Source organism: Nocardiopsis sp. iso_238, from assembly GCF_056173325.1.
Map to the genome: position 1 here is coordinate 4,606,888 of NZ_CM149668.1, position 22,506 is coordinate 4,629,393.

Annotated in this window: 35 protein-coding genes; 30 read left to right on the plus strand and 5 right to left on the minus strand. The window is 64.1% G+C overall.

From position 1 onward, the window contains the following. Positions 1-239: 239 nt before the first annotated feature. A complete protein-coding gene (locus AC0VYL_RS20765) occupies positions 240-923 on the minus strand; it encodes a hypothetical protein (RefSeq protein ID WP_475481214.1) in 684 nt (227 codons plus the stop codon). A 142-nt stretch (positions 924-1,065) separates the two neighbouring features. On the opposite strand from AC0VYL_RS20765, the gene AC0VYL_RS20770 reads away from it, so the two are divergent. From AC0VYL_RS20770 to AC0VYL_RS20835, 14 genes are all read left to right on the plus strand, one after another. Beyond that, entirely contained in the window at positions 1,066-1,416 is a 351-nt protein-coding gene (locus AC0VYL_RS20770) for a helix-turn-helix transcriptional regulator (RefSeq protein ID WP_475481215.1), read from the plus strand. A 39-nt stretch (positions 1,417-1,455) separates the two neighbouring features. After that, positions 1,456-1,821, plus strand: coding sequence for a hypothetical protein (locus tag AC0VYL_RS20775; RefSeq protein ID WP_475481216.1), 366 nt, complete (start codon positions 1,456-1,458; stop codon positions 1,819-1,821). After that, entirely contained in the window at positions 1,821-2,141 is a 321-nt protein-coding gene (locus tag AC0VYL_RS20780; protein WP_475481217.1) for a hypothetical protein, read from the plus strand. Before AC0VYL_RS20775 ends, AC0VYL_RS20780 begins: the two co-directional genes overlap by 1 nt. Positions 2,142-2,404: 263 nt before the next feature. Further along, the gene (locus AC0VYL_RS20785) at positions 2,405-2,635 is read left to right on the plus strand and encodes a hypothetical protein (RefSeq protein WP_475481218.1); all 231 of its coding nucleotides are present in this window, start codon (positions 2,405-2,407) and stop codon (positions 2,633-2,635) included. 63 nt (positions 2,636-2,698) lie between these two features. Beyond that, positions 2,699-3,304, plus strand: coding sequence for a hypothetical protein (locus tag AC0VYL_RS20790; protein WP_475481219.1), 606 nt, complete (start codon positions 2,699-2,701; stop codon positions 3,302-3,304). A 26-nt stretch (positions 3,305-3,330) separates the two neighbouring features. Beyond that, positions 3,331-4,149 (plus strand): helix-turn-helix domain-containing protein, encoded by an 819-nt coding sequence (locus AC0VYL_RS20795; RefSeq protein ID WP_475481220.1) that lies wholly within the window; start codon positions 3,331-3,333, stop codon positions 4,147-4,149. Between the two features lie 20 nt (positions 4,150-4,169). Next, positions 4,170-4,865, plus strand: coding sequence for an ATP-binding protein (locus AC0VYL_RS20800; protein WP_475481221.1), 696 nt, complete (start codon positions 4,170-4,172; stop codon positions 4,863-4,865). After that, positions 4,865-5,143, plus strand: a complete 279-nt coding sequence (locus tag AC0VYL_RS20805; protein ID WP_475481222.1) for a WhiB family transcriptional regulator — start codon at positions 4,865-4,867, stop codon at positions 5,141-5,143. Before AC0VYL_RS20800 ends, AC0VYL_RS20805 begins: the two co-directional genes overlap by 1 nt. Continuing rightward, positions 5,140-5,520, plus strand: a complete 381-nt coding sequence (locus tag AC0VYL_RS20810) for an HNH endonuclease (protein ID WP_475481223.1) — start codon at positions 5,140-5,142, stop codon at positions 5,518-5,520. Before AC0VYL_RS20805 ends, AC0VYL_RS20810 begins: the two co-directional genes overlap by 4 nt. A 114-nt stretch (positions 5,521-5,634) precedes the next feature. After that, positions 5,635-6,108 carry a single-stranded DNA-binding protein gene (locus AC0VYL_RS20815; protein ID WP_475481224.1) on the plus strand — a complete coding sequence of 158 codons (474 nt, stop codon included), beginning with the start codon at positions 5,635-5,637 and terminating at the stop codon, positions 6,106-6,108. Positions 6,109-6,140: 32 nt separating this feature from the next. Then, positions 6,141-6,365 carry a hypothetical protein gene (locus tag AC0VYL_RS20820; protein ID WP_475481225.1) on the plus strand — a complete coding sequence of 75 codons (225 nt, stop codon included), beginning with the start codon at positions 6,141-6,143 and terminating at the stop codon, positions 6,363-6,365. 21 nt (positions 6,366-6,386) lie between these two features. After that, positions 6,387-6,701: a hypothetical protein gene (locus AC0VYL_RS20825; protein ID WP_475481226.1), complete on the plus strand. Its 315-nt coding sequence runs from the start codon at positions 6,387-6,389 to the stop codon at positions 6,699-6,701. Beyond that, positions 6,698-6,856 (plus strand): hypothetical protein, encoded by a 159-nt coding sequence (locus AC0VYL_RS20830; RefSeq protein ID WP_475481227.1) that lies wholly within the window; start codon positions 6,698-6,700, stop codon positions 6,854-6,856. Before AC0VYL_RS20825 ends, AC0VYL_RS20830 begins: the two co-directional genes overlap by 4 nt. A 54-nt stretch (positions 6,857-6,910) precedes the next feature. Beyond that, entirely contained in the window at positions 6,911-7,621 is a 711-nt protein-coding gene (locus AC0VYL_RS20835) for a PP2C family protein-serine/threonine phosphatase (RefSeq protein ID WP_475481228.1), read from the plus strand. On the opposite strand, the gene AC0VYL_RS20840 is transcribed toward AC0VYL_RS20835, so the two are convergent. After that, entirely contained in the window at positions 7,603-7,836 is a 234-nt protein-coding gene (locus AC0VYL_RS20840; RefSeq protein WP_475481229.1) for a hypothetical protein, read from the minus strand. The two genes, AC0VYL_RS20835 and AC0VYL_RS20840, sit on opposite strands and share 19 nt — an antisense overlap. Before the next feature lie 124 nt (positions 7,837-7,960). Between AC0VYL_RS20840 and AC0VYL_RS20845 the strand changes: the two genes are divergently transcribed. The 7 genes from AC0VYL_RS20845 to AC0VYL_RS20875 all read left to right on the plus strand — a co-directional run bounded on the left by AC0VYL_RS20845 (position 7,961) and on the right by AC0VYL_RS20875 (position 12,129). Then, positions 7,961-8,224: a hypothetical protein gene (locus tag AC0VYL_RS20845; RefSeq protein ID WP_475481230.1), complete on the plus strand. Its 264-nt coding sequence runs from the start codon at positions 7,961-7,963 to the stop codon at positions 8,222-8,224. A 48-nt stretch (positions 8,225-8,272) separates the two neighbouring features. Further along, complete coding sequence (locus tag AC0VYL_RS20850) at positions 8,273-9,160, plus strand: AAA family ATPase (RefSeq protein WP_475481231.1); 888 nt, start codon at positions 8,273-8,275, stop codon at positions 9,158-9,160. After that, complete coding sequence (locus AC0VYL_RS20855) at positions 9,147-9,674, plus strand: hypothetical protein (RefSeq protein WP_475481232.1); 528 nt, start codon at positions 9,147-9,149, stop codon at positions 9,672-9,674. Before AC0VYL_RS20850 ends, AC0VYL_RS20855 begins: the two co-directional genes overlap by 14 nt. Positions 9,675-9,750: 76 nt before the next feature. Next, entirely contained in the window at positions 9,751-10,179 is a 429-nt protein-coding gene (locus AC0VYL_RS20860; RefSeq protein ID WP_475481233.1) for a hypothetical protein, read from the plus strand. An 80-nt stretch (positions 10,180-10,259) separates the two neighbouring features. Continuing rightward, the gene (locus tag AC0VYL_RS20865; RefSeq protein WP_475481234.1) at positions 10,260-10,595 is read left to right on the plus strand and encodes a hypothetical protein; all 336 of its coding nucleotides are present in this window, start codon (positions 10,260-10,262) and stop codon (positions 10,593-10,595) included. 58 nt (positions 10,596-10,653) lie between these two features. Beyond that, the gene (locus AC0VYL_RS20870; RefSeq protein WP_475481235.1) at positions 10,654-11,079 is read left to right on the plus strand and encodes a hypothetical protein; all 426 of its coding nucleotides are present in this window, start codon (positions 10,654-10,656) and stop codon (positions 11,077-11,079) included. 273 nt (positions 11,080-11,352) lie between these two features. After that, positions 11,353-12,129 carry a hypothetical protein gene (locus AC0VYL_RS20875; protein ID WP_475481236.1) on the plus strand — a complete coding sequence of 259 codons (777 nt, stop codon included), beginning with the start codon at positions 11,353-11,355 and terminating at the stop codon, positions 12,127-12,129. Between the two features lie 114 nt (positions 12,130-12,243). Here AC0VYL_RS20875 and AC0VYL_RS20880 read toward each other — a convergent pair whose 3' ends face one another. Next, positions 12,244-12,717 (minus strand): hypothetical protein, encoded by a 474-nt coding sequence (locus AC0VYL_RS20880; RefSeq protein ID WP_475481237.1) that lies wholly within the window; start codon positions 12,715-12,717, stop codon positions 12,244-12,246. Between the two features lie 14 nt (positions 12,718-12,731). Further along, positions 12,732-14,204 (minus strand): hypothetical protein, encoded by a 1,473-nt coding sequence (locus AC0VYL_RS20885; protein WP_475481238.1) that lies wholly within the window; start codon positions 14,202-14,204, stop codon positions 12,732-12,734. Positions 14,205-14,931: 727 nt separating this feature from the next. Between AC0VYL_RS20885 and AC0VYL_RS20890 the strand changes: the two genes are divergently transcribed. The 6 genes from AC0VYL_RS20890 to AC0VYL_RS20915 all read left to right on the plus strand — a co-directional run bounded on the left by AC0VYL_RS20890 (position 14,932) and on the right by AC0VYL_RS20915 (position 17,918). Next, positions 14,932-15,345 carry a hypothetical protein gene (locus tag AC0VYL_RS20890; protein ID WP_475481239.1) on the plus strand — a complete coding sequence of 138 codons (414 nt, stop codon included), beginning with the start codon at positions 14,932-14,934 and terminating at the stop codon, positions 15,343-15,345. A 91-nt stretch (positions 15,346-15,436) separates the two neighbouring features. Continuing rightward, complete coding sequence (locus AC0VYL_RS20895) at positions 15,437-15,679, plus strand: hypothetical protein (RefSeq protein WP_475481240.1); 243 nt, start codon at positions 15,437-15,439, stop codon at positions 15,677-15,679. A 200-nt stretch (positions 15,680-15,879) separates the two neighbouring features. Then, positions 15,880-16,140, plus strand: a complete 261-nt coding sequence (locus tag AC0VYL_RS20900) for a hypothetical protein (protein WP_475481241.1) — start codon at positions 15,880-15,882, stop codon at positions 16,138-16,140. A gap of 150 nt (positions 16,141-16,290) precedes the next feature. Then, the gene (locus AC0VYL_RS20905) at positions 16,291-16,509 is read left to right on the plus strand and encodes a hypothetical protein (protein ID WP_475481242.1); all 219 of its coding nucleotides are present in this window, start codon (positions 16,291-16,293) and stop codon (positions 16,507-16,509) included. A gap of 85 nt (positions 16,510-16,594) precedes the next feature. Further along, positions 16,595-16,939, plus strand: a complete 345-nt coding sequence (locus AC0VYL_RS20910; RefSeq protein WP_475481243.1) for a hypothetical protein — start codon at positions 16,595-16,597, stop codon at positions 16,937-16,939. A 250-nt stretch (positions 16,940-17,189) separates the two neighbouring features. After that, the gene (locus AC0VYL_RS20915) at positions 17,190-17,918 is read left to right on the plus strand and encodes a DUF3560 domain-containing protein (RefSeq protein ID WP_475481244.1); all 729 of its coding nucleotides are present in this window, start codon (positions 17,190-17,192) and stop codon (positions 17,916-17,918) included. Positions 17,919-18,001: 83 nt separating this feature from the next. Here the strand turns inward: AC0VYL_RS20915 and AC0VYL_RS20920 are convergent, their stop codons facing one another. Then, positions 18,002-20,059 (minus strand): SEL1-like repeat protein, encoded by a 2,058-nt coding sequence (locus tag AC0VYL_RS20920; RefSeq protein WP_475481245.1) that lies wholly within the window; start codon positions 20,057-20,059, stop codon positions 18,002-18,004. A 308-nt stretch (positions 20,060-20,367) separates the two neighbouring features. Between AC0VYL_RS20920 and AC0VYL_RS20925 the strand changes: the two genes are divergently transcribed. The 3 genes from AC0VYL_RS20925 to AC0VYL_RS20935 all read left to right on the plus strand — a co-directional run bounded on the left by AC0VYL_RS20925 (position 20,368) and on the right by AC0VYL_RS20935 (position 22,387). After that, positions 20,368-20,604, plus strand: a complete 237-nt coding sequence (locus AC0VYL_RS20925; RefSeq protein ID WP_475481246.1) for a MerR family transcriptional regulator — start codon at positions 20,368-20,370, stop codon at positions 20,602-20,604. A gap of 74 nt (positions 20,605-20,678) precedes the next feature. Continuing rightward, complete coding sequence (locus AC0VYL_RS20930) at positions 20,679-21,596, plus strand: class I SAM-dependent methyltransferase (RefSeq protein ID WP_475481247.1); 918 nt, start codon at positions 20,679-20,681, stop codon at positions 21,594-21,596. Next, positions 21,593-22,387, plus strand: coding sequence for a pyridoxal-phosphate dependent enzyme (locus tag AC0VYL_RS20935; RefSeq protein WP_475481248.1), 795 nt, complete (start codon positions 21,593-21,595; stop codon positions 22,385-22,387). The genes AC0VYL_RS20930 and AC0VYL_RS20935 overlap by 4 nt, the downstream gene beginning before the upstream one ends. The last annotated feature ends 119 nt before the right edge of the window (positions 22,388-22,506 follow it).

The window sequence follows — 22,506 nt, forward strand, 5'->3', positions numbered from 1 at the left end:
CCCACCGACTTGGGGGAAGGGCACAGGAAAACGCTGACCCTTTGGCGTACACACAAAGGTATCAGCGGCCTTGTCACGACTGATAGCAGGGGCTGAACTCACGCCACACCCGTCGGTTCGTCACGACGACCGCGAACGCGCCCCTTTCTCATCGTGCCAGCTCAGGGGGACCACAATGAGCAGGCCGAGGGTGACGTTTCACTCTTCAGTCAAGCTTTTGTAAACTATTCGTCTCGGGTTTATTCCACCCCGAGGCCCTCAATCTTGCGAGCCGACTCCACCATCTGGATCAGTGAGTCCAGACTGCTCGGGGAGAGGCCAGCGGCGCGCAAAGCCAGTTTCTTGACACCGGAGTCGCGAAGTACGTTCAGCAACGCTAGCTCGCGCTCTACGTCGCCCACGTCCTCCGCATTAGAGAAATAGGATTCGGGTACGCCGAAAAACTCCGCGAGGGCTTTCTCTATGCCCTCCGGAGCTTTCGCCCAGGAGCGGGTGAGCCTTTCTACATCGGAGCTAGTCAAGCGCGTACCTCTGGCGCGAAGCCACGCGGCTACCTGGGCGGTGGTGTGTGTCGCCCCATCTTCATTGCGAACCAACCGGAAGAGGTGCCCGAGTCGGGTGGGCCTCAAGTCCTTCTCGGGCAGTGGTGATGACGAAGCCCGCGGGGTGGGCTTCTTGCCCTGTCGGGCCTGGTCGAAGCCGCCCGCCTCCCATCCGGCGGTGTATTCGATGATCTCGATGGTGGCGGGCCGTGGGTTGCTGACACCGTGTCGGATGTTGCGTAGAGCTTGATCGCTGAGCCCGATCGCGGTGGCGAAGCTCTGGAGGTCGTGCTTCTGCTCACGCAGGGCTCTAGCTAGCTGCTCGTCGAACCGTTGAGCTTCCCATGTGCGGTAGGGAGGCGGGACGTCTTGGCGGGTCATGGCCCCATCGTAGCGACTTTGGGCCAAGTTTGGCCCTAACTAGGGGTGTGAACCCTACACGGACACCGCGAGGACGTCGCCAACCAGAAACTTGGGGCAAGTAGAATTGGACTTGGGCCAAAGTTGAGCTTACGCTTGGCGCATGACGCACAGCAGCTCCACTGAGGTGGCGCGCACCAAGCAAGTCCCCCAGGGCGTGGACGGAGAGCAGCTTCACATGGCTCGCCGCCGCCGTGGCCTGTCGGTTCCACACCTGGCTCGGGTTGCCCGGCGCAGCCCGTGGCACCTGTACAAGATCGAAAGCGGCGAACGCCACCTGTCCCTCCCTGTCTACGTCGATGTGTGTCGAGCCTTCGACATCCCGGTCGGTGAGCAGCTCACCTACACCGGCGCCCGTGGGTTCCACGAGCTGAAGCCCGAATCACACATAAGGGACGAACAGGCAGAAACAGGCGTTTACATCCCCAAAAGTAGCGATGGTCACAGCCTGTGACGGAATCGGATCGAGGCGACATTGAGCAGGGCCCCCGGCATGTGGCATCCCCCAACACCCGAAGAGACCATCCGCGATATTCGGACTTACTGCGCCCAACTGGATGAGGCCAGCAATAACTCCACGCGCCTGGGCAGCTTGTACGCCGAGGCTCGTCAGGGCTACCGAACCGCGCACGCGCGCGCGATGCTCGCCAGCGTCGGCAAGGGCACACAGCGCGACCGCGACGCGCACGCGACCCTGGCAGTGGTCGATGAGCAGTTCAACATGGAACTGGCCGAGCAGAAACTCAAAGCTGCCCGCGATCACATCGCGAGCCTGCGGGCGCAGCTCAGCGCAGCCCAGAGCATCGGTGCGTGGCTGCGCGCAGAGGTGAACCTGGGCGCACGTACCTGGGGGTCGTGATGCGTCAACTCGAACTGGCCGAAGCGCTCGGAACGGCGCGAGGCGCGCACCGACGCGAACAAGCCATGAGCCACGTGGACGACAACCTATGGGACCGGGCCGTCATCGATCAGGCCATCCTGTTCTTCGCGGTCTCGGGCGAACGGTTCTCCGCCAATCAGGTTCGGCCCCTGCTGCCCGAGGTCCGTCGCGCGGCTATCGGTCCCCGCTTCATGGCCGCCGCCCGGCGCGGGCAGATCGTTCGTGTGGACTGGACACCCAGCTCCGATCCTGGGACCCATTGCCACCAGATCGCTGTGTGGCAGGGAACCGGAAAATGAAATAAGTGGTCCGCGGCAATCCACACCGATCCAATTATCTGGTCCGCGCGGACCACGTTGACCCACTCCAGAACCGGCCGGTTTCACCGCCGGTCTGGTGTTGCTTGTCCAAACTCCTTCCCCCAAGCTCTGACCTGCGCCGAGGAACAGCCTCGGAGAAACAGCAAGGGCTTGTGATGGCTAGCAACTATTCCCATGAACTCCTCAGGGAAAATCTCGGTGAGATCGACCGGAATTCCCTATCCCCTGAAGGTCGCGCCCTGATGGACCTGATCGACACTCATTCCTGGACCGTTGCACGCCACGAGCAGGACCTGGAGCGCGAATTGAACCGTCTGGAGGCGGAGATCGACCACGTGCGCACCAACGCCGAGCACGATGCCCGAGGGCTGGGAGGAGTAGCTCAGCGAGTGAACACCACCCAGCACCGGCTGTCCGAAGCGCGCGCCACTCTGCGCCTGACCGTGGGCACCGCCCAGGCCCTTCTGCGCTAGAGCCCACCCGATGACGGCCGCCCCGGCTCCGGGGCGGCCCCTTGCAACCTGACCGGAGATGCGATGACTTCCCCCTCCCCTGCCGTGCTGGCGGTGCTCACCTCAGCCGATCCCGAGACCGGTGTTCTGACGCTGGGCACATGGCCCACCCTTCGATCCGCCGAGCAGGCCGGGTGGATCACCCGGCTGGACCCGACGGACCACACGGACCGGCCGGACCGGTTCACCGTCACCGAGGCGGGCCGTGCTGTGGAGGTGCCGGACCACCTACGAGTCCAGACCATGCGTGCCCTGGTCCATGCCCGATTCCCCCGGAATTCCTGGGTGGCCGGACCTCAGCGAACCCAAGAGGGCACACGGCACCACTACGGGACCGTGGACAGCTACGCCGACACCAACCGCGACCGGTTTCTTCGTGTGCGCACCGAGACGGACCTGGTGATGCTCAACCCCAGCGAATCGGTCCGCGTAAGCGCGTTGAGCGAGACGTCCCGCGAGCAGCTCCTGGACCTGGCCGAGGGGCCCCGGGCCACCCTGGGCCGTAGTGGAGCGTGCCTGGTTCGCAAGGACCTAGTGCGAACCAAAGGGACCAGGGCCGAACTCACCCGGGCTGGGCGCCTCGTCGCGGCGGCCCTCGCGGACCAGGACCGTCTTCACCAGACCACCTGAACCACCCCCACCGTGAACGGAGAACCATGGCTGTCGAAGTCATGGCGTGGGTGTGGAATCACTCACGCAGCAAGAACGCCGCGCGGCTGGTGCTGTTGGCCATCGCTGACTGTGCGTCGGGCGACGGCACCAACGCATGGCCCTCGAACAAGGAGCTCTGCCGAAAGACCAATCTCACCGACCGGTCGGTGCAGACCGCCATCAAGCAGTGCGTTGAGCTGGGCGAGCTCCAGGTGGAGATGAACGCTGGCAGGGGCGGCACCAACATGTACACGCTGTCCATGCGCACCCCCGAAGATTCTGCGCCCCCGAAGGAACTGCGGGGCGAAAACTCTTCACCCCCGAAGAATCTACGGGGGTCAGCGAAAACGCAGGTCAACGGCCCTCACTCCGAAGCATCTTCGGGGGGCGAAGGATTTTCGGGGGCGAAGAATCTGCGCCCCACCCCCGAAGATTCTTCGGACGGAACCGTCCTTGAACCGTCAGGAGAGGAAGAAGACGACGGGGCACTCTTCCCTGGGGCCGCCACATCGAGCGGTGATGACCTCTTCGACCAGTTTTGGTCCCGCTACCCGAAGAAGAAGGCCAAGGGCGACGCACGTAAGGCCTGGGGCCAGGTGATCAAGGCGGGCGCGAATCCGCGCGCCATCATCGCCGCCACCGAGCGCTATGCGCGCGAACGCCAAGACCAGAACCCACGGTTCACCGCATACCCGGCGTCCTGGTTGCGGTCCGAACGGTACGAGGACGAGCCCGACTTCCACCCGGCACGTCCGGGAGGAAGCCACCAGCCCTACCGCAACCCGACCACCTACGGTTCCGGCTCCGCCGACCCCTGGGCCTGAACCCCCTTGGAGGAAACCTGATGACCACCCTGGCCAACGAGAACCTGCTCGGCCGCCTGGCCCGCATCGTCCAACGGCGCGGCCTGGACACCACCCCCGGGCCCATTCGAGACGAGCCCACCCCGGACGAGCCCGGCCACCCGCAGTACCACCACCGCCAGCGTGTCAACGCTGCCACCGCCAAACTCGACCGAGCCGTACCGCCCCGCTACACCCACGCGCAGGTGAGTGTGGAAGCGGTGCGTGCTTGGGCTGACAGCGTGTGCACCGACCCCACCACCGCGAAGTCGCTTCTGCTGTGGGGACCTACCGGGACCGGGAAGACACACGAGATGTTCGGTGCCCTGCGACGCGTCGCCGAGGCCGGACCGCGCCAGTTCGGCGTCGTCGCCACGACCTGGCCGGACCTGTACGCCGCGCTCCGTCCAGGCGCCGGGGACGAGTCCCAGCGCGAACGGACCATGCTCCGGGTGATGCGTACTCCGCTGCTCTACCTGGACGACCTCGGCACCACGAAGGAGTCTGCCTGGACGGAAGAGGTGACGTACCGGATCGTCAACTACCGGTACAACCAGTGCTTGCCCATGCTGCTCACGTCCAACGCGGCCCCCGCCGCGCTGCCGGAACTGGTCGGTGACCGGGTGGCCTCTCGGTTGATCGAGATGACGACCCGGGTCGAGATGAGCGGGGCCGACCGCCGCAAGGTGGCGCGCTGATGGACCTCGCCGACCTGGTGCGGCTGCTGGCTCCCCCGCCCGGCCTTGACCTGTCCTGGCAGGAGGAGGCCCTGTGCGCTCAGACCGACCCCGAAGCGTTCTACCCAACGAAGGGGCAGAGCCCGCAGGCTGCCCTGGCGGTGTGCTCCCGATGCCCGGTGCGCGCGGCCTGTTTGGAGTACGCCCTGGCCGCAGGCGAACGGTATGGCGTGTGGGGCGGAACGGTGCCCGAGGAGCGACGAACGATGATCACCGACCAGCAGGAGCGTGCGGCATGAGCGGACCGACCAAGCTGACGCGAGAGATGGTGTGGGACCGCGACGGCGGAGCGTGCGTGTGGTGTGGGCAGGCAGTCAGCCCGTCCTGGCACAGCATCCACCACCGCACCAACCGGGGCGCGGGCGGCTCTCGACGTCGCGAGTTGAACCTGCCCGGCAACCTCGTGCTGTTGCACGGCACGGGCACGGACGGGTGCCACGGGCTGATCACCTGCGATGCCGAGGCCATCGTTGAGGCGAAGCGGCGCGGCCTGGTGCTGTCCAAGCTCAGCCTCGTTCCTCCTAGCGAGGTGCCGGTCCTGTACGCGGGCGTGGTGTGGGCGCTCCTTGGTGATGGCGGCTCCTGGACCGCGGTGAGTAATCCGGTGGGCGCTTAACGCTGCCCTGAAACTTGGGGCAAGTGAGTCGCCACTTGCCCCAAGTTCTAGTACTCTCGGCTCAGCCGCCCAGGTGATGACCAGCCCCAACGGGCGGGCCGAGAAAGGAGAGCCGTGGCAGGAGAGACCCCGATCACCCTCGTGGGCAACCTCGTGGGGGACCCCGAATTGAGATTCACGGCCCAAGGGGCCGCTGTGGCTACCTTCCGTGTTGCCTCCACCCCCCGCACCTTCGACCGCCACACATCAGCGTGGAAAGACGGAGAATCCATGTTCTTGCCCTGCACCGCCTGGCGGCAGCAAGCGGAGAACGTAGCCGAGAGTCTCCAGCGCGGCGTCCGCGTAATCGTCCAGGGCCGCCTGAAGCAACGGTCCTTCGAGACCCGCGAGGGCGAGAAGCGAACGGTCTTCGAGATTGACGTCGAGGAGGTCGGGCCAGCTCTGCGAAACGCCACCGCCCAGATCACCAAGGCCAACCGCGCCAATCAGCAACACGCCTACGGGCAACGCGGCGGAACCAGTACCGCCCCACAGAGCGGGCCTCCCGCAGACGACCCGTGGGCCGCCTCCCGCCCCGCCCCGTTCTGAACGCGCTAGTCCCCCACACCCTGGAGCAACTCATGAACACCGTTGAGATCGGCCAGATCTACCAGGCCTGCCACCCCGAGGAAGCGCACCGACGCATCGAGGTCATCGGCTTCGACAGCACGACCGGCCGCGCTCACATCCGCACCGTCGGCGTAGACCACCGGCCAGGCCGGTGGATCGACACCGCCCACCTCCATTCCACCGGCACAACCCGGACAGGCAAGGACCGTCGCAGCGGCTACCGCCTGCTGCCCTGACCCCACGAAGGAGATCCCCACATGACGACCACACGGCTCTTCGACCAGGACCTGGCCCAGGCGCTGCGCGCGGCCAGCGAAACGGACGGCCCCCCGCGTGCCGGATTCACACAGGTCAGCGACCAGCACGTGGACTACCTGCCCAACAACGCCGAAGCGTGGCAACTGATCGTCCAGGAGACCGCGACCGGCTCCCTGTGGGCGATCCCCTGGATCGACACCGCTCCCGACCCCCGTCACACACGCGGCCCCAAGGTCAGAGCCTTGCGCGTCTACGCCGAGGCCGAATGCGACTACCGGCCACTTCGTAAGCCCGACCCCGTGGCCTACCGGTGAACGCGCGCCAGGAGTGGATCGAGCGTCTACTCGCGGCGGACTCCATCGAACGAGTCCGGCTGTGGACCCTCTACCGGTCCCACGTCACCGACTCCGACGACCCGACCGCAGCTCTCGCCCAGTTGAACACCGACCTGAACACCGCCCAGGTCTGAACACCGACCGGGGCCGCCCACCGAGACGGGCGGCCCCGGACCCTAGGAGCACCGATGATCGTCCACGCCAGCCATCACGACCAGGGCCAGAGAGACGAGCAGCAGGACGCAGCGTTCGTCACCGCCGACCCTGATACCCAACAGTGGGCAGCGGCCATCGCTGACGGCTTCGGCCCCCACGCCGACGCGGCGGGCGCCGCCGAGGAAGCCGCGATCACGGCCGCGTGCACCGCCATGTCCTACGACCCCCAGGTCGCCCTGGCCGAGGCCGGCCAGAGACTCGCCCGCGACTTCGACGGCGACTGTGTCATGGCGGTGGTCAGCCAGGACAACCCCAACGACGCGATCGATGTGGCCTGGGTGGGTGACTGCCGCGTCTACGCCTTCACTGCCGGTGAACTGACGCAGCTCACCCACGACCACAACCTCGCCCAGGAGCTGATCGACGGAGGCGTTCCCCGACACCTGGCGCAGGACCAGTCCAACGTGGTGACCACCAGCGTCGCACGCTCCCACGCACCAGAGTTCGGCACCACCTCGTCCGCCGCGCCGGAGGTCGTGGTGCTCACCACCGATGGCGTACACGACGTGCTCACCCACGCAGAGATCACCGATCTCGTATCCGGGCACGCCGACGACCCCGAGCAGTGTTCACGTCGACTTGTGGAGGAAGCTCGCGAGATTGAGGAGTTCCTGCACCGCACCAACGGCGGTGACAACGCCTCCGCCGTCGTCGTGCGCCTGCCCTACTCCGCGCCTGCTTGATCCATCCCCGGCTGTTCGGTGGAGGGACGGGTGCGCCGACGACGGCGGATCATGCTGCCACCCACAGGCGCGACCTTCTTCACGTCGGTGGGCGTGGCTTCGCCCGAGTCCAAGAGCCGGTTGATCTCGACGTAGACCTCGGTACGGGTCTTCGCGAGGGCCGCCTCCTCACGGCGGTACCGCTTGGCCAGGGCTCGGAGCTTACTCAGGGACATCCCCCCGTTATAGCACCGGGCGGCCAGCGCACGAGTCGCTGACCCACACACCCCGAGCTAAGGTCCAGACGTCCCAAGACCGGTACACAGTACCGGTACGAAGTACCGACCCATGGGAGCCCCGATGTCGATCCTCGTGCCCGCCCCGGCCACCTTCACCGACTTGGTCGCGGAGGCCACCCTCACCGCTTTCTCCCTGGTGAGCGGCACCAACGGGTTCGCCACACACACCGAGTGCCCCGAGTGCGGCGCGTGGATCGGCGAGGCCGACGAGTACGACAGCCCCTGGCTCGACATCGAGGCGATCGGCGCGGCCGTGGACGAGGCCATCAGTGAGCACGCCGACCAGGAGCGCGCCTGCGCCCGGGTCCTGTTCGCCGAGGCATAACACCGCAGGCCGCCCCGCCCCGGGGCGGCCCCACTTGAAAGGACACACGTGAACCAGTTCGTTTTCGAGCCCGCCACCAAAGAACAGACCAAGGTCAGGGCTGCCTTCACCGGCCCGCCCGGGGCGGGCAAGACCTACACCACGCTGAAGGTCGCCACCCACCTCGGAGAGAGCATCGGGGTCATCGACACCGAGAACGGTTCCGCAGCCGAGTACAGCAGTGAGTTCGCGTTCCAGCACCTGGTGATGCGCCACTACGCACCCCAGGACCTCCTGCACGCCATCGCCGCCGCCAACCAGGCAGGGCTCGGAACGCTCATCATCGACACCTGGAGCAAGTTCTGGAACGGCACGGGCGGCGTCCTCGAACAGGTCGATCAGCTCAGCAAGGGCGGCAACAAGTTCGCCACGGGCTGGAAGGACCTTCGGCCCGTCGAGATGGCAATGATCGAGGCGATCACCAGCTATCCGGGGCACATCCTCGTGACGATGCGCAGCAAGGTCGCCTACGAGGTGCAGACCAACAGCTCAGGGAAGGCCGTCCCCGTCAAGATCGGCCTGAAGCCGGAGCAGCGCGAGGGAGTGGAGTATGAGTTCTCGCTGATCGGGGACCTCGACCGCGATCACACCATGACGATCACGAAGGCCCGCGCGCACGCCCTCGACAGCCGGATCATCCCCCACCCCGGGGAGGAGCTCGCTCAGGAACTCCTGGCGTGGGTGAACGAGGGCGTCCCCTCCCCCACAGCGAACAGCCTGAGGGACCAGGCGCTCGCGGCCGACGTGACGGTGGGAACACTGCGCAACCTGCTCGCGGAAGGGCGCAGGCGTGGCCTGCTTGGAGCTCCGGTCATCGACCCAGCCACCGAAGCACCCAGCACCCTGGGCGACCTGATCACCCGGCTCGGGCGGGAGGCGTCCCTTGCCGCAGCATGAGGACCTGGTGTTCATCATCGCCGCCGCACTGATCAAACGTCAGGTCAGCGCAGCCGACGCCCCACGCAGAGCCGCCCTGGTCTCCGACGTCGTCGAAGACCTGGCCCAGACCATGGCTCCGGGTGACCGGAGGTCGGTGCGTGTTCCCGGCCCGGACGGGAGTCCCGTTTCGCTCGGCACGATCCGTGTGGACGACGGGCCGGTGTCGGTGACGATCACAGACCGCAAGGCCTACCTGGACTGGGTACGAGCCACCGCGGAGAGCGAGATCGAGGAAACCGTTCGCGACGCTTTCACGAAGCGGGTCTCCGACGAGGTGCGCAAGAACGGCGGCGTCCTCGACACCGAGACGGGCGAAGTGGCCCCGGTACCCGGGCTGACGCGCACGCAGGGCAGCCCCAAGGTCGTCGTCATCCCCGCCTCTGGCGCGCACGAGGCCCTGGCGTCCTGGTATCAGGATCAATCCTGGATTGGCCGCGTCATCGAGGCCCCCACCAGCAAAAACAAGGCTTGAGACCGGTACTAGGCACCGCTAATGTCCTGCTGTCCGAAGGACAGAACACACCGACGAGATCACCAGGAAAGAACCGATGATCCTATCTATGTGCACGAGAGCACACCTTCACGAAGCCGACGACCACGAGGCCACAGAAACCCGCATCCCGCTCCACGACACCCCCACCGACGCGGAGCAGGTCCTGGCCACCGCCTGGACCGAGAAGTGGCCTTACCTCGGGGGCACCGCCCTGGTGTGGGATTCCAACGAGAGCGCCCATCTCCACGTCCAGGGGCTCAGCCGCCCGGTAGTCACCCTGGACAGCGAGGACCTCGAAGGCCTCATCCCCCAGGCGATCAACCTCTTGCGCGCCAAGCGCGACGCGGACGCCGAGCGACGCACCGCAGCGATCACGGAACGCGCCGTGCGTCTGCACGCCTCCCCCGCCTGCTTGAGCACCCGGGAGCACCCCTGCCAGATCTGCCTCGACTACGCCACAGCCGTCGTGGACCTCGGCCTGTAGCAACGCCCGCCCCACTCTACGGGGCCCTGTACCCCGCTACGGAAGGAAGACCTGTGAACCTCACCGGCACACCCGTGCATGTGGACGAAATCTGGAGGCCCTGCGACCCACGCGCGCGCAACCGCGTCCGCGTCACCAATGTCAGCGAGACCCGCGTCGACGTCGTGGACGCTACGACCGGAGACCGGCCCCGCTCGATCCTGCGCCAGGAGTTCCACGACTCCCCCGAGACCAAGCACGGCGGCTCTCGGCGCACCGGGTACCTGTGCGTGCAAGCCGCACCGGCGCCCAGCGAGCAGGAGCGCCTCCGCGCGGCAACCCGCCTGGTCATGAACGCCAAACGTGACCCCGACCGCGTCGATGTCCAGCGGCTGCTCGCCCAGCTCGACGACGCGCTGAACCCCCTGCCCTTCTAACTCACCCACCCCGGGGCCACCTCAAAGGCGGGGCGGCCCCACACGTGAGGAACACCAGATGCTCTACACACTGCGTTTCACCGCCGAACTCGACCACACCGTCGAGGTCCAGGCCCTGGACCTGGACGAGGCCATCGCCCAGGCCGACGACGACAGGTTCAAACTGCCCGACTGCGAGCACGTTGTGACCTGGCACTACACCAGCGCCACCGTTGACGGTCACGTCGTCCAGGAAGAGCCGCGCCTGCACGAGCAGCGCCGCGACCGCGTGGCCGAGCTGGAGGTTGAGCTCGCCCAGGCGCGTGCCCAGCTCTGCGAACAGAGCAGGGAGCTGGAGCGGATGCGCCCCCTGGTGGCCATGGCTAGCAGGTTCGCGGTCAGCACTCCGCAGGGGACAGCCACCATCACCAACACCGACGACGGATGGCTGCTGACCCCACACGACCGAACGCCGAGAACGCCCCCCCATCGCCTTTTGACCTGACCCCCTGAGCCCGCCCCGGAGAACGGGGCGGGCGCTCACCCTCTGGAGGCTCAGTGCCGACACGACTCCCCGCCCCCTACCGCGAGCTGAAGAAGATCGCTCTCGCCCACGGATGGTCCGTGCGCCAGCGCTCACGTCACCTGGAATGGAAACCACCCACAGGGCCCTTCATCATCACCCCGGCCACCCCCTCGGACCACCGCGGCTTCAAAAACCACCGAGCTCTACTGCGCCGTGCTGGTCTGCCCATCCCTCACCACTAAGGACACCGACGTGAACGACCACGCCTTCCGCGAGTGCGGACGCGGACACCACTGCCGCACCGCCACCATGACCAACGACGGCCCCCGCCCCGCGCTCACACCCCGAGCATTCTGTGACGGCTGCGTGGCCGACATCAACCACGCCCTCACCGCGCTCCCCGATCACTACACCGAACTCAGCCACCTCCTACGCGAGAAGACCCGCCACCCCGGCGGGGAGCGCGTGCACACCAGCCGCCCCGAACCACCTTCTCCACTAGACCTGGAGGTGGACCGAGTCATGGTGACCATGCACGACGTGCTGCTGTCATGGGAAGAACGAGTACGCGCGGCAGCGGGACTCCAACCCTCCCCGACCGACATCTCCTGGGAACGTCGACCCGCCGCGATCAGCCGAGCCTGCGAACTGCTCTCCCGCTTCGTGCTGGGCCTGATCAGCTTGGAGGCGGAGCCGATGCGCCGCGCGCTCACCGTTCAGGACCTGGGGAACCTGCCCGAGGACGTGCTGGGGGTGGTACGCCCTGACTACGTGGACGCCTACCCCGAACTCGCGGGGGTTGACGCCGGACGGGAGGTGTTGTGGTTGCACCGACGCGCGCAGACTATGACCGGCCAGACTCTCCGGACGCTCACCCTGGACGGGGTTCCGTGTCCGCACTGCGAACTGATGATGCTCACGCGCCGGAGCGGGGACAACGGTGTCTGGTGCGCTGGGTGCCGGGCAGTGACCGACATTGAGCGATACATGAAATGGACCCGTCAACTCACTGCGGTCATGATCAAGTAAACAGAGACACTTAAGGGCCTCCTGACGTTCTGCCAGGAGGCCCTGTTCCTTAATCAGTGCGGACTCTTGAACGACAGCGAAAGAGCCTAGCTGAACACCAGCCTCACCAGAGGCTTAGATGGTCATTGCCAAGGCAAAGACCAAAAGCAACGGAAGCGACACAGCCACAGAGATGAAGGCCCTTCCGGACGCTCTTGAGAAGGCAACCTTCGACAGAGCCAGGTGCACAAAAAACCCCAACAAAAACGCGACAGTAGAAACTGAGATCACTTCGACTGTCACTCCCTCAGTCAAAGCGAGAGAAGCTGGCAAGGCTGCATAGAGAAAAGCAACCAAGGAGGCCGAGGAGGCAATCGCAATTCGGACCCTCTTTTGCTCACCCAACCCTCTCGAGCAGCCAGAGACAATGAAGCCAAGCATTCCAGCCGACACAGAAAGAAGCTGGAGAATAAAGTAGGAAGAACCTAGGACCGCAACAACAATCCCTGGCGATATTCTTGAGTCAATACCAAATGGGATCAGGAGAAGGAGCGAAGCGTGCATCCCTCCACCACCAGCAAGCCTGCAGGCGCTTCCAGCTGCGGTCATGCGCATCTCCGACCTTAGGGGTCCACCGTGGAACAGTCACCGTTAGCCGACGGATCCCCATGGTTGCTATTGTTAAATGTCACAGGGACCGGCGGGAGAGCCAAACTAGCAAACCCAACGTTCGTGTGTTTATGCACGCACGTCGTGTGGAAATTGTTGTAGCTCTCCATGTACTCCGCATAAGAAGGTGACGGATATGTCTGAATTCGATAAGTGTCAACTACAGCTTGGTGATTCGGCGCAGCATCCCTAGCACCCGCGTAACTATACGTTCCGTCAGCATGTAGGATGACATTCATTGCCACATTGATTGCTGGAGCTTCAAAGAAGCCCAGCACCGCACACAGTGGGTTCGTCGAGTCGGCAGTCATGTGGAAATCAGCCGTAGTTCGGTTCACGAAAGTACGATCGATAGTCAGCTCATCGCGGGGTGCAGTTGCGGATTCCCGAAACTCCATAGACCCGTCCGCCTGTTCGACGTAAAGGTTGGTAGAACCCACTGAACGCACAGGAAGAGTTCCTGGATTTCTCCAGCCTCTAAACGATGGTGGAGACCCAACGAATTCAGGCCAGTTGAAATCAGCTCGGACTGAAATCACAAACCGATTCGTTTGACCCGTCTTCCATCTGGAGAAATCGCGATCATCTCCCCCAAAACGCATGTCTCCCAACTCTTCCCACGCAGTGTCACAGAAGACCGGAGCAGGTATATAATCGTCTTCGATAAAAGCTTCCCACTCGAATTTTCTTGCCATCGTCTGCGTGACCATGACCTTTTCAAGAGACTCCATCTCAGCCTCAAGAGTACCCTCGGGAGGAGCCAAAAATTCTGGCACTTCTACCACGTGGTTCTGAGCCACTAGTTCAGGCAATGGGGAATCTGGGTTCTGCAGTGAAGTTGGCTTGATTAGCTCTTCCGTGGACAACTCGTAGATCTCAGATCCACCACTGAAACCTTCGTCAAAGAAAGTCTCGTTGAATTCCAATGACGATGAAGTCCCGCTTGTGCCAGCCTCAAGGAAAGGAATTTCGTTTCCTTGTTGACCAAGGAATATCTCCACACCCTCTCCGCTAGCGATCCAATTGACTTCTTGGGCTGGGTTGACGGCCCCATGCGTACTGGTTCTAATGAGCGTTCTGGCGAGAACTAGATCATCTTCATCGACAGCGATGATTCTAATTCGGGAGACTTCCCTCGCCCCAAGCCCATCAAGTGTGAAATTCGGATCACCACCCCTGTATATAGGCTCTAGAGCATCCCTGTCGTATTCTGGCTTGGGGAGCTCTTCGAAGGCTACGTACTCCACCGCACCAGGAACAGGTTCCCATGACAGGGTGAGAGATGATTCCGTTCCAGAAATGGACACTCCTTGCACCCCAGCCACTCCTTCCTCTGCGATTGCAGGAGTTTGCAGCAAGGGGATGAATAGAGAAGTAGCGGCAAGCACAGAGATACTACGGGGGGATTTGAGCACCAGAATATCCATTCGCTATTAGGTCCTCCCACACAATCACGCCTCAGCCAAACAGTCAAGATCGAAGGTCCTATATGCGACTCTGGCATCATGCTTAACAGACCAAGATCAAAAAGCCGAGGGGAACCTTCGGTAGCTGCGCCTGAGAGGTGTTACAAACATTCTCACTGCATTCTTAGGTGAGCTCTTGTCGCCCTACATGTGTCTGGCCACAGACGTCGAGGCGGGAGCGGCTCTGCCCTTGAGGCATGCTCGTTGGCACCTGGAGCCCTACACCTGTCGAGGTATGGGCTGTCGGCGATGATCATTTTCACGAGTACCGGCAGTTGCCAAATCCTGTCGGTATGAGTCGGGACAACCAGAGGAGGTGCCGCTGCTTGGTAGGCAGTGCGGGCCTTGCCGCTCAGGGTTTCCCTTAGCTTTCCGAGATCCCAAGGTGGCTCGTGAGTCGCCGGCGCTCATCCAAGTGTTCGTGCGCGGCAGTGTGTCGATGGGCTCACACCACCGCGGAGCCCTTTAGGCACGTGTCCCGGTTGCGTGAGTAGCAGTTGATCAACTGAGTGGTGCGCCCGAGCTAAGCGCCACCAAGCCGGAAGTATGCGCTCAGCGCAATGAGGGGGACGCTAGCTGACCACTGCGAGCCACGAGGTAAAAGTGAGGGGGCGGACGGCCGACCCTAGGGTCCTGTGAGGAAAACCGTCCACCCCGCACCGAACGACTCCGAGGAGCCTTCAGCCCCATGGTAGAGGACCGACAGACTGAGACTCTCGCTGATGTCGCCGAGCGTTTCGACACCACTTTGAAAATGGTGCGCCGCAAGTGGTCGCACCATCCTGCCTGGCCGAAGGCGGTGAGGAAGCGTGGACGTGCGAACACGTACTACGTCGATGAGGTGGACGAGGCTGTGCGTGTGATGTTCGGGCTCCCGAAGCTCGAAGGCTCTCCGGACGACTTGCTGACCTGGGAGGAGGTGCGTTCCTACCTGACCAAGGGGGGTGTCACGCCCGAGCAGATGTACCACCGGAGGTGGAAGGGAACTTGGCCCTCCGGGCGATTGGTCAACGGCCAGGAGCGGTGGACGCGGGCCGAGGCAGAGGCCGCGCACGTAGCGATCGTCCGCTCTCGCGGAGGACGCGGCAACCCCTTGCTTTAGGTCCTATCCGAGCTAAGGTCTGAGCGCTGCCACCGGGGCAGGAAACCCCGGGGCGCCACCGACGACTCAGATCGACATGCGAGGGACCGTCATGACCATCAAACCGGGAACCCACATCACCTACGTGGGCGACAACGCCTTCCACCATGGCCGCAAGGGCGGCGTTCTCAAGTACTGCGGGTGCGACCTCTGCACGATCCACCAATGGGAGGCCGAAGAGGCGGGCATCGAACCCACTCCCCGGTTTGTGTGCCTCGGCTCGCGTAACGAATGGAGCATGTGGGTGCTCCACCACATCCCCGCCGAAGACCTGCGAGTGCGTTCAATCGACTGACGCCGCAGAGGAGCGGACGACCCTCACTCCCCCAGGAGTTCCTCACCCGGGGTCGAGAGCGGCGCATACCCCTTGATCGCAACACTAAAACTGGGATAACCCCGCCCATCAGACTTGCTTTAGGTCCTACTTCACTTAAGCTGTCGGACAGTTCACGGGGCAGGAAACCCCGAATCACCGAACGACGAAAAGGAAACACCATGGACATCACCCAGACCACTGTCTTCGGCACCGCCGAGAACGCCCTGCACAAAATGATGCACCTTGAGGAGGAGGCCGAGCGAGCCCACACCGCCATCTACGCCACCGAGGACAGCAAGGAACAGCTGGAACGAGCCTTTCACTACCTCGACCTGCGCATCGACCTCGAAGCCGCACAGGAGCACTACGCCCACACGACGGCCAACCTGATCGTCGCCTGCCGATTCCTCGGACAGCCGATCATTATCCCCACTCCCTAAAGCAGGGAAACGAAGGGGGCGCCTCGGCACCCCCTTCGTCACTCCCTTTGAACCACTTTCCCCGAGATATCCAAGTCACATACCCACGGCTTGCTCTAGGTCATATCTCCCGTAAGGTCTCAGCCAGACGGAACGAACCGAAGGGGAAACATGATTACCGAAGACTCCAAGACGTTGGACGAACTCACCGAAGACGAATATCAGCACCTGGTACTCCTCGGAGAAGAGCTGAGCACCTGCCGAAACCTTCTTCGCACCCCCTACGGCCTGGCAATCATCGACGCCTACCACGAAGCCGAATTCGCGTTCCTTTCCGCCTGCGACACCTACAACGCAGACGCATCAGAAATGATCCTCGAACTCACCTGAACGAGTTAACCAAAACACAGCGACTCGGGTTGCTCACCCCCCGCACCCGAGCCAAGCTGAAGCAATAACCAAGAAGGGAACTAATATGCGAAACCGCAGTGGAATCATCTACGACGAGGGCCTGATCAGCTACGCGATCCTCACCGTGATCGATGCCTGCATCGAAAACAACGACATCTTCGTCCCCAAAGGTACCCCCGACAAGGAACTGACCGAAGCATTCGCCATCGAATTTAACCGAATTGCACCCAAGGGCTACAAGATCAACCTCGGAGACGGAGAACTCTACCCTCCCTGGACCAGCGGCTACACCGACGACGAAGACGACCTCAATGAGGACGAAGAGCCCGTAGACGAAGCGAAAATCTGGGACCCCACCGATAAAGAACTCGAAGAATACGTACTCGAAGCCGCAGAAAACATGTTCTGACCATTACGCCACCACAAGGAGAACCTCCGCAGCATCGCAACCCACATCAAGAGCATCGTCGACCGAATGGACCGGGCCCCCGACGACCAGGACCTCCCGGTGACCCTCGCGGCCAAGTCCGCCGAGCTGACTGCCGCCATCGAGTACCGACGAGGGCTAGACGAAGCCGGAGCGCTCCTGGTCTGAAGAAGCCGACCCCGGGGCGGGCAGGAAACTCGCCCCTCACCGACGACCCAAGGAGAACACCCAGATGAGCAACGACCAGCCGTCCTTTGCCGAACGTGAAGAAGCGCGACGCGACCGCGCCCTGGAGCGCGCCGATCGCTTCGAGGACTACGCCAACAATGCCGGCCGCCGCTCCCGGGCCGCCTTCGACCGCGGAACCGACATCTCCGAGCACCGCCCGCCCGGCCAGCCGATCCTGAACGGGCACCACTCCGCCCCGCGCGCACGCCGCGACCAGGAACGCATCAATGGCGCGATGGAACGCGGGCTGCGGGAAGGCCGCAAGAGCGGCTTCTGGAACTCGCGCAAGGCCGGTGTGGAACAGAACCTGGCCAAGCGCTACGACCCGCGCGTGACCGCGCGTCGCATCGACCGCCTCGAAGCTCGACTGCGCCGCATCGACCGCGACATCGAAGACCCCTGGAACGAGAACCACCGCCAGCAGCTCCTGGCCAAGCGCCCCGAGGTGGAAGAGGAACTCGCGTTCTGGCGGACCCAGCTCGCCGCACAACAAGAAGCGGGGTCGAAGCTGTACGGTCCCGAGGACTTCACGAAGGGCGACTTCGCCCTCATCGGCGCCACGTGGTGCGAGGTCAAGAGCGTCAACAAGAAGAGCGTCACCATCGGCGCGATCGTCGGCACCCCGGGCAGGAAAATCTACCGGCTCACCGATAACCCCTACGGGTGGACAGACACCATCAGCTACACGAAGGTGAAGGGCCGCAGGAGCGCGGAAGAGTTCCAGCCGAAGTAGGACCGGCGCTGGGGTGCCATAGCCGAACGACCTTGGCGCCCCGAAACTGGGGGTCGCCTTCCCACACGCCACACCAGGGTAAGTCACTCTTCAAGCGCTTGCGGAAACCAGGTCTTGGCCTCCTCCACTCGCCCTAGCTCAGTCAGCAAGAACCAGAGAAGACACACCGCATTCGAGTTTCCCTGCTCGGCAGCGCGAAGCAACCAAATTTCCGCGTCGACCAACCGTCCAGCCTGTATATAAAGATACCCAAGAATGCACATCGCGTGGAGACTCCCCTGTTCGGCAGCGCGCAAGAACCACGATTCCGCCTCCTTCGACCGCCTTGTTTCTTCGAGCAACAGCCCAAGGTTGAACATCGCATCTGTGCTCCCCTGCTCAGCAGCGCGGAGATACCATGTTTCCGCCTCGACCAGCCGACCCGCCCTTTTCAGTAGGACTCCAAGATTGAACATCGAGGCTGTGTTCCCTTGCTCGGCTGCGCGCAGGTACCATGATTTCGCCTCCCGCAGCCGCCCTGCCTTCATCGAGAAAACCCCGAGGTTGAACATCGCCAGGGGGTGGTCCAGTTCGGCAGCGCGTAGGAACCAGGTTTCCGCCTCAAGTAGCTGCCGCGCTTCCATCTCCTTGACCCCGAGGCTAAACATCGCGCTGCTGCTGCCGAGTTCAACGGCGCGCAGATACCAGGCTTCCGCCTCGGCTGACCGCCCCACTTCCATCGCCAAAGCCCCTAGAAGGCACATCGCTTGGGTACTGCCCAGCTCAACGGCGCGCAGATACCAGGCTTCCGCCTCGGCTGTCCGCCCGACACGTCGCAGTAGGAGTCCGAGGAAGATCATCCCCGGCCCATTCTCCCGCTCAGCAACCCTTAGATACCAAGTTTCCGCCTCGACCAACCGCCCTGTCTGTTCCATTACGTCGCCAAGGAAGATCATCGCGGGAATGTCTCTCTGCTCCGCCAATGGGCTCAAGGCCGCTTCAGCAATGTCCATTTTTCCGGCTTTGGAGGCCGTGACTCCGACGTTGAAACGATCGTGGCCAGTAGCCGTCTTCAAGGCTGCGTTCCACCCCCCTTCGGGCAGGGTGCTCTGAGTAGTGAGGTAGTCGAATGCTCTCCAGCGGTAGCCGTCATGGTCGGCAGGCACCAACAGTCCTGCGAGCCCGCTGCGCTGACGGGTGGCCCACTCCCAGGCATCTTCGACGTTCTCCGGTAGAGGCGGGGGGGAGGGCAAAAAGGTGCCATGGGAGGCGAGGATCTGCTCTCGTGTCAACGGGCTCAGCACTCCGGCTGCGGACAGACTCACAGCAGCAGCAACTAGCGCGTAGCCGCGCGGGTGACCGCTCTCAGGGCCGCTGAGCCAAACTGACTCAAGCGCTGGACCAGCTGCCAGCTTCTCGGCCACCCCGAACTGCTCGTCCGCCGCAGCTCGGATCAGACGATCATCGCCACTAGCACGCGCCCACTCGCGCTCCTGTGGAGTCCATTGCCGTTGGACAACAACCGGTTGCGTCTTGAGTACCGCGTATCCCGCCCATTCCCTGGTGACGGCATGGTTTGTGGTGCTTGGGCGCAGGGTCTCTAGGTGGTTTCGGCGGATAGTAGCGGCCACGACCGCCCCGACCTGGCCGAGCTCTGTGACCAGAGACGAGGTGAGCCCCGAGGAACCCAAGTGACGTTCCAAATCGTCCAGCCAGAGGACCCACCCTTGTGGTGCCTGAGAGGCCCGGCCTTTGAGCCAGGCAGGGAGGGGGCGCAAATCGGCATCCTCGGGCGGGGCCACCAACATCCGGTCAGGGAGGGTGCGCTCCAGCGCCGCGACCAGTGAACGGGTCTTACCTGCCGTTGAGGCACCGGTCACCAGTACCAGCCCACCGCGTGAAGAGGCCGCGACCGTGGCCAGTCGACGGTCGAGTTCTCTGTCCACTTCCCGGGTCACGTAGGGAGGCAGCCCCGAGCCATCAGCCCCGGGGAAAGAGTTGTGGATGCCGAGTTCGCCCCCGTCACACTGGTGGACGGGCAGGGCCGAGTCCACCCACCCGGGCACCGAAGTGGCGGGCGGGGAGTGCACCGTGACCGGCCCGTGGATGACGTGGGCCTGGATGGAGGTTCCCCGGACATCGCTCACGCGGTTCTCGGCCATCGGTCACCGATACCTGAGTTGAACGCGTGTGGCGTGATCGGTGCACGCCGGGGATGCATCCCGAGCGCCCCGCTCGGAAACAGTGCTTTTCCACGTCTGTGTGCGTCGCATACAACGATTCTGCCGCCTTCGCAGCGGAATCGCCCCAGAACCTGGATCAGAGTCTCGAAACACGGGCCAAAGCGCGACACGCCGAGAGAACATGCACCTTTGGGCGCTCACGGCATAACGCGTTACGTTTGGGGTCTAGGCGAACTATGCCCTCAATCAGAATGGTTGGGGGTTTTTGCGTGTGCGGAGGTGTTCACGTGGACCTGCTCGACGTCAACCAGCTACTGACCTACGAGCAGGCAGCACGACAAGCCGGAGTCACCGTGCCCACCGTGCGCATGTGGAAGAACCGGGGCCACCTCCCCGTCGCTCAGAACCCGGACGGCCACGACATCTACGTTGGCCGCAGCCCACGCTTCCGTCTCCTGGACGTGGCACGCGCCGAACACGCCACCCGGCAGGCCGCGCGCCGACGCCCCCTGGCCCTGGCCTGACCCACCCTCCTTTGCGGTGCTTCCCCTCGGCACCCGCTCTCCTCGCACGCCTCTTTCCCCTGGGGGATCACTTCTTGCAGCAGACCCTGCCCGACACCACCGCCAAGCCCCGCATCGACGTGGACGGCATCTACCCCTTCTCCATCCTTCGATCCGACCGAGGCGTGTGGCAGTCCCGTAAGAGGGCCTGGCAGGAGCTCGGTTTCGATTCCCAGGCCGGACGCGAGGGCGTCAAGACCTGGGACACCAGTTCCCCGTTCGGTAAGCAGCAGCTCATGAAGATCAGCAACGGCCTGAGCACCTTCGACCCTGTGCTGGCCGAGGTGAGCTACGAGTGGTACGTCCCCCCAAACGGGAAGATCCTCGACCCGTTCGCTGGGGGCAGCGTGCGCGGGCTCGTCGCCGGTCACGGCGGTTACGACTACCTCGGCGTGGACCTGTCTCAGCGGCAGGTCGAGGCCAACGAAGTCCAGGTCACCGACTGGCGGGACCGCAACTTCATCGAGGACGGCACCGTCGAGTACATCACCGGCGACGCCGCTGAGGTCGTGCCGACCCTGCCGGACGAGTCTTTCGACTACACCTTCACGTGCCCGCCGTACCACGACCTGGAGGTCTACTCCGATCTCCCCGACGACCTGTCCAACATGGACTGGGACGACTTCGTGGACACCTACACCCACGTCATCGCGGAGACGGCTCGCACCCTGAAGAATGACCGGTTCGCGACCTGGGTGGTGGGCGACCTGCGCGACCGTAAGGGCAACATCCGCGGGCTCGTCCCGCTGACGATCGCCGCACACGAAGCTGCCGGGATGCACCTGTACAACGACCAGATCCTTCAGAACGTCCTCGGGACCGTCCCCCTGCGCGTCGGCAATCAGTGGAGGGCGAGCAGGAAGCAGGGCCGCCACCATCAGTATGTGCTCACGTTCGTCAAGGGCGATGCCAAGAAGGCGACCCGGCACATCATCGACCCGGAAGCGACATGACCTCGACCCTGCTCGCCCGCGCCCAGGCCGTCCCCGACTTCACCCCCGCCTTCACTCCGATCGAGGAACACGGCGGGGTCCTGGTCAAGCGTGAGGACGCCTGGTCGCGCGGCGGTGCTTCGGGGGCGAAGGCGCGCGCCCTGTTCTCCGTGGCCGATGGTGCCGCTGGTCTGCTCTCGGCTGGGGCGCGGATCAGTCCTCAGTTGGAGCGGGCCGCGCTGGTCGCCCACGCCCTGGGCATCCCGGCCCGGTTGCACACCGGATGGGGCAAGGTCACCCCGGAAACCAGTGTGGCCGTGGCCGCGGGGGCGGAGCTGTTCCGGCACCGTCCCGGACGGCTCTCCGTCATCCGGGCCCGGTACCGGGCCGACGCCGAGCGCCTCGCCCCGATGGGGTGGGCGTGCGTCCCCTTCGGGATGGAGCACCCCGCCTACCTCCAGCAGGTGTCCGAGCAGGCGTCGCGCCTGCCCTGGGTACGACGGGTCGTCGTCCCGGTCGGCTCCGGTATGACGCTCGCCGCGATCCTGCGCGGCCTGAACGCGGCCGGGAATCCGTCCTCCGTGCTCGGGGTACGCGTCGGCGGTGACCCCACCCGGCTCCTGCACTGGTACTCCCCCGGGTGGGAAGGCCGCGCGTCCCTCATCGACGCCGAAGACAGCTTCGACACCGCCGTCGACAACGTCCTCGGCGACCTTCGTCTTGACCCTCACTACGAAGCCAAGACCCTGCCCTTCCTCCGGGAAGGCGACCTCCTCTGGGCGGTCGGCGTCCGCGCCTCCGCCCTCCCGTAAACGTGTCCGGCAGGCACCAGGAACACCCAACACCAGGTGGGGCGCAGCATTCTCGCCACCACCACAACGCCTGCGATCCCTGCCGGACAACACACGTGTCCTCCGGCGTGTGGCTCCAC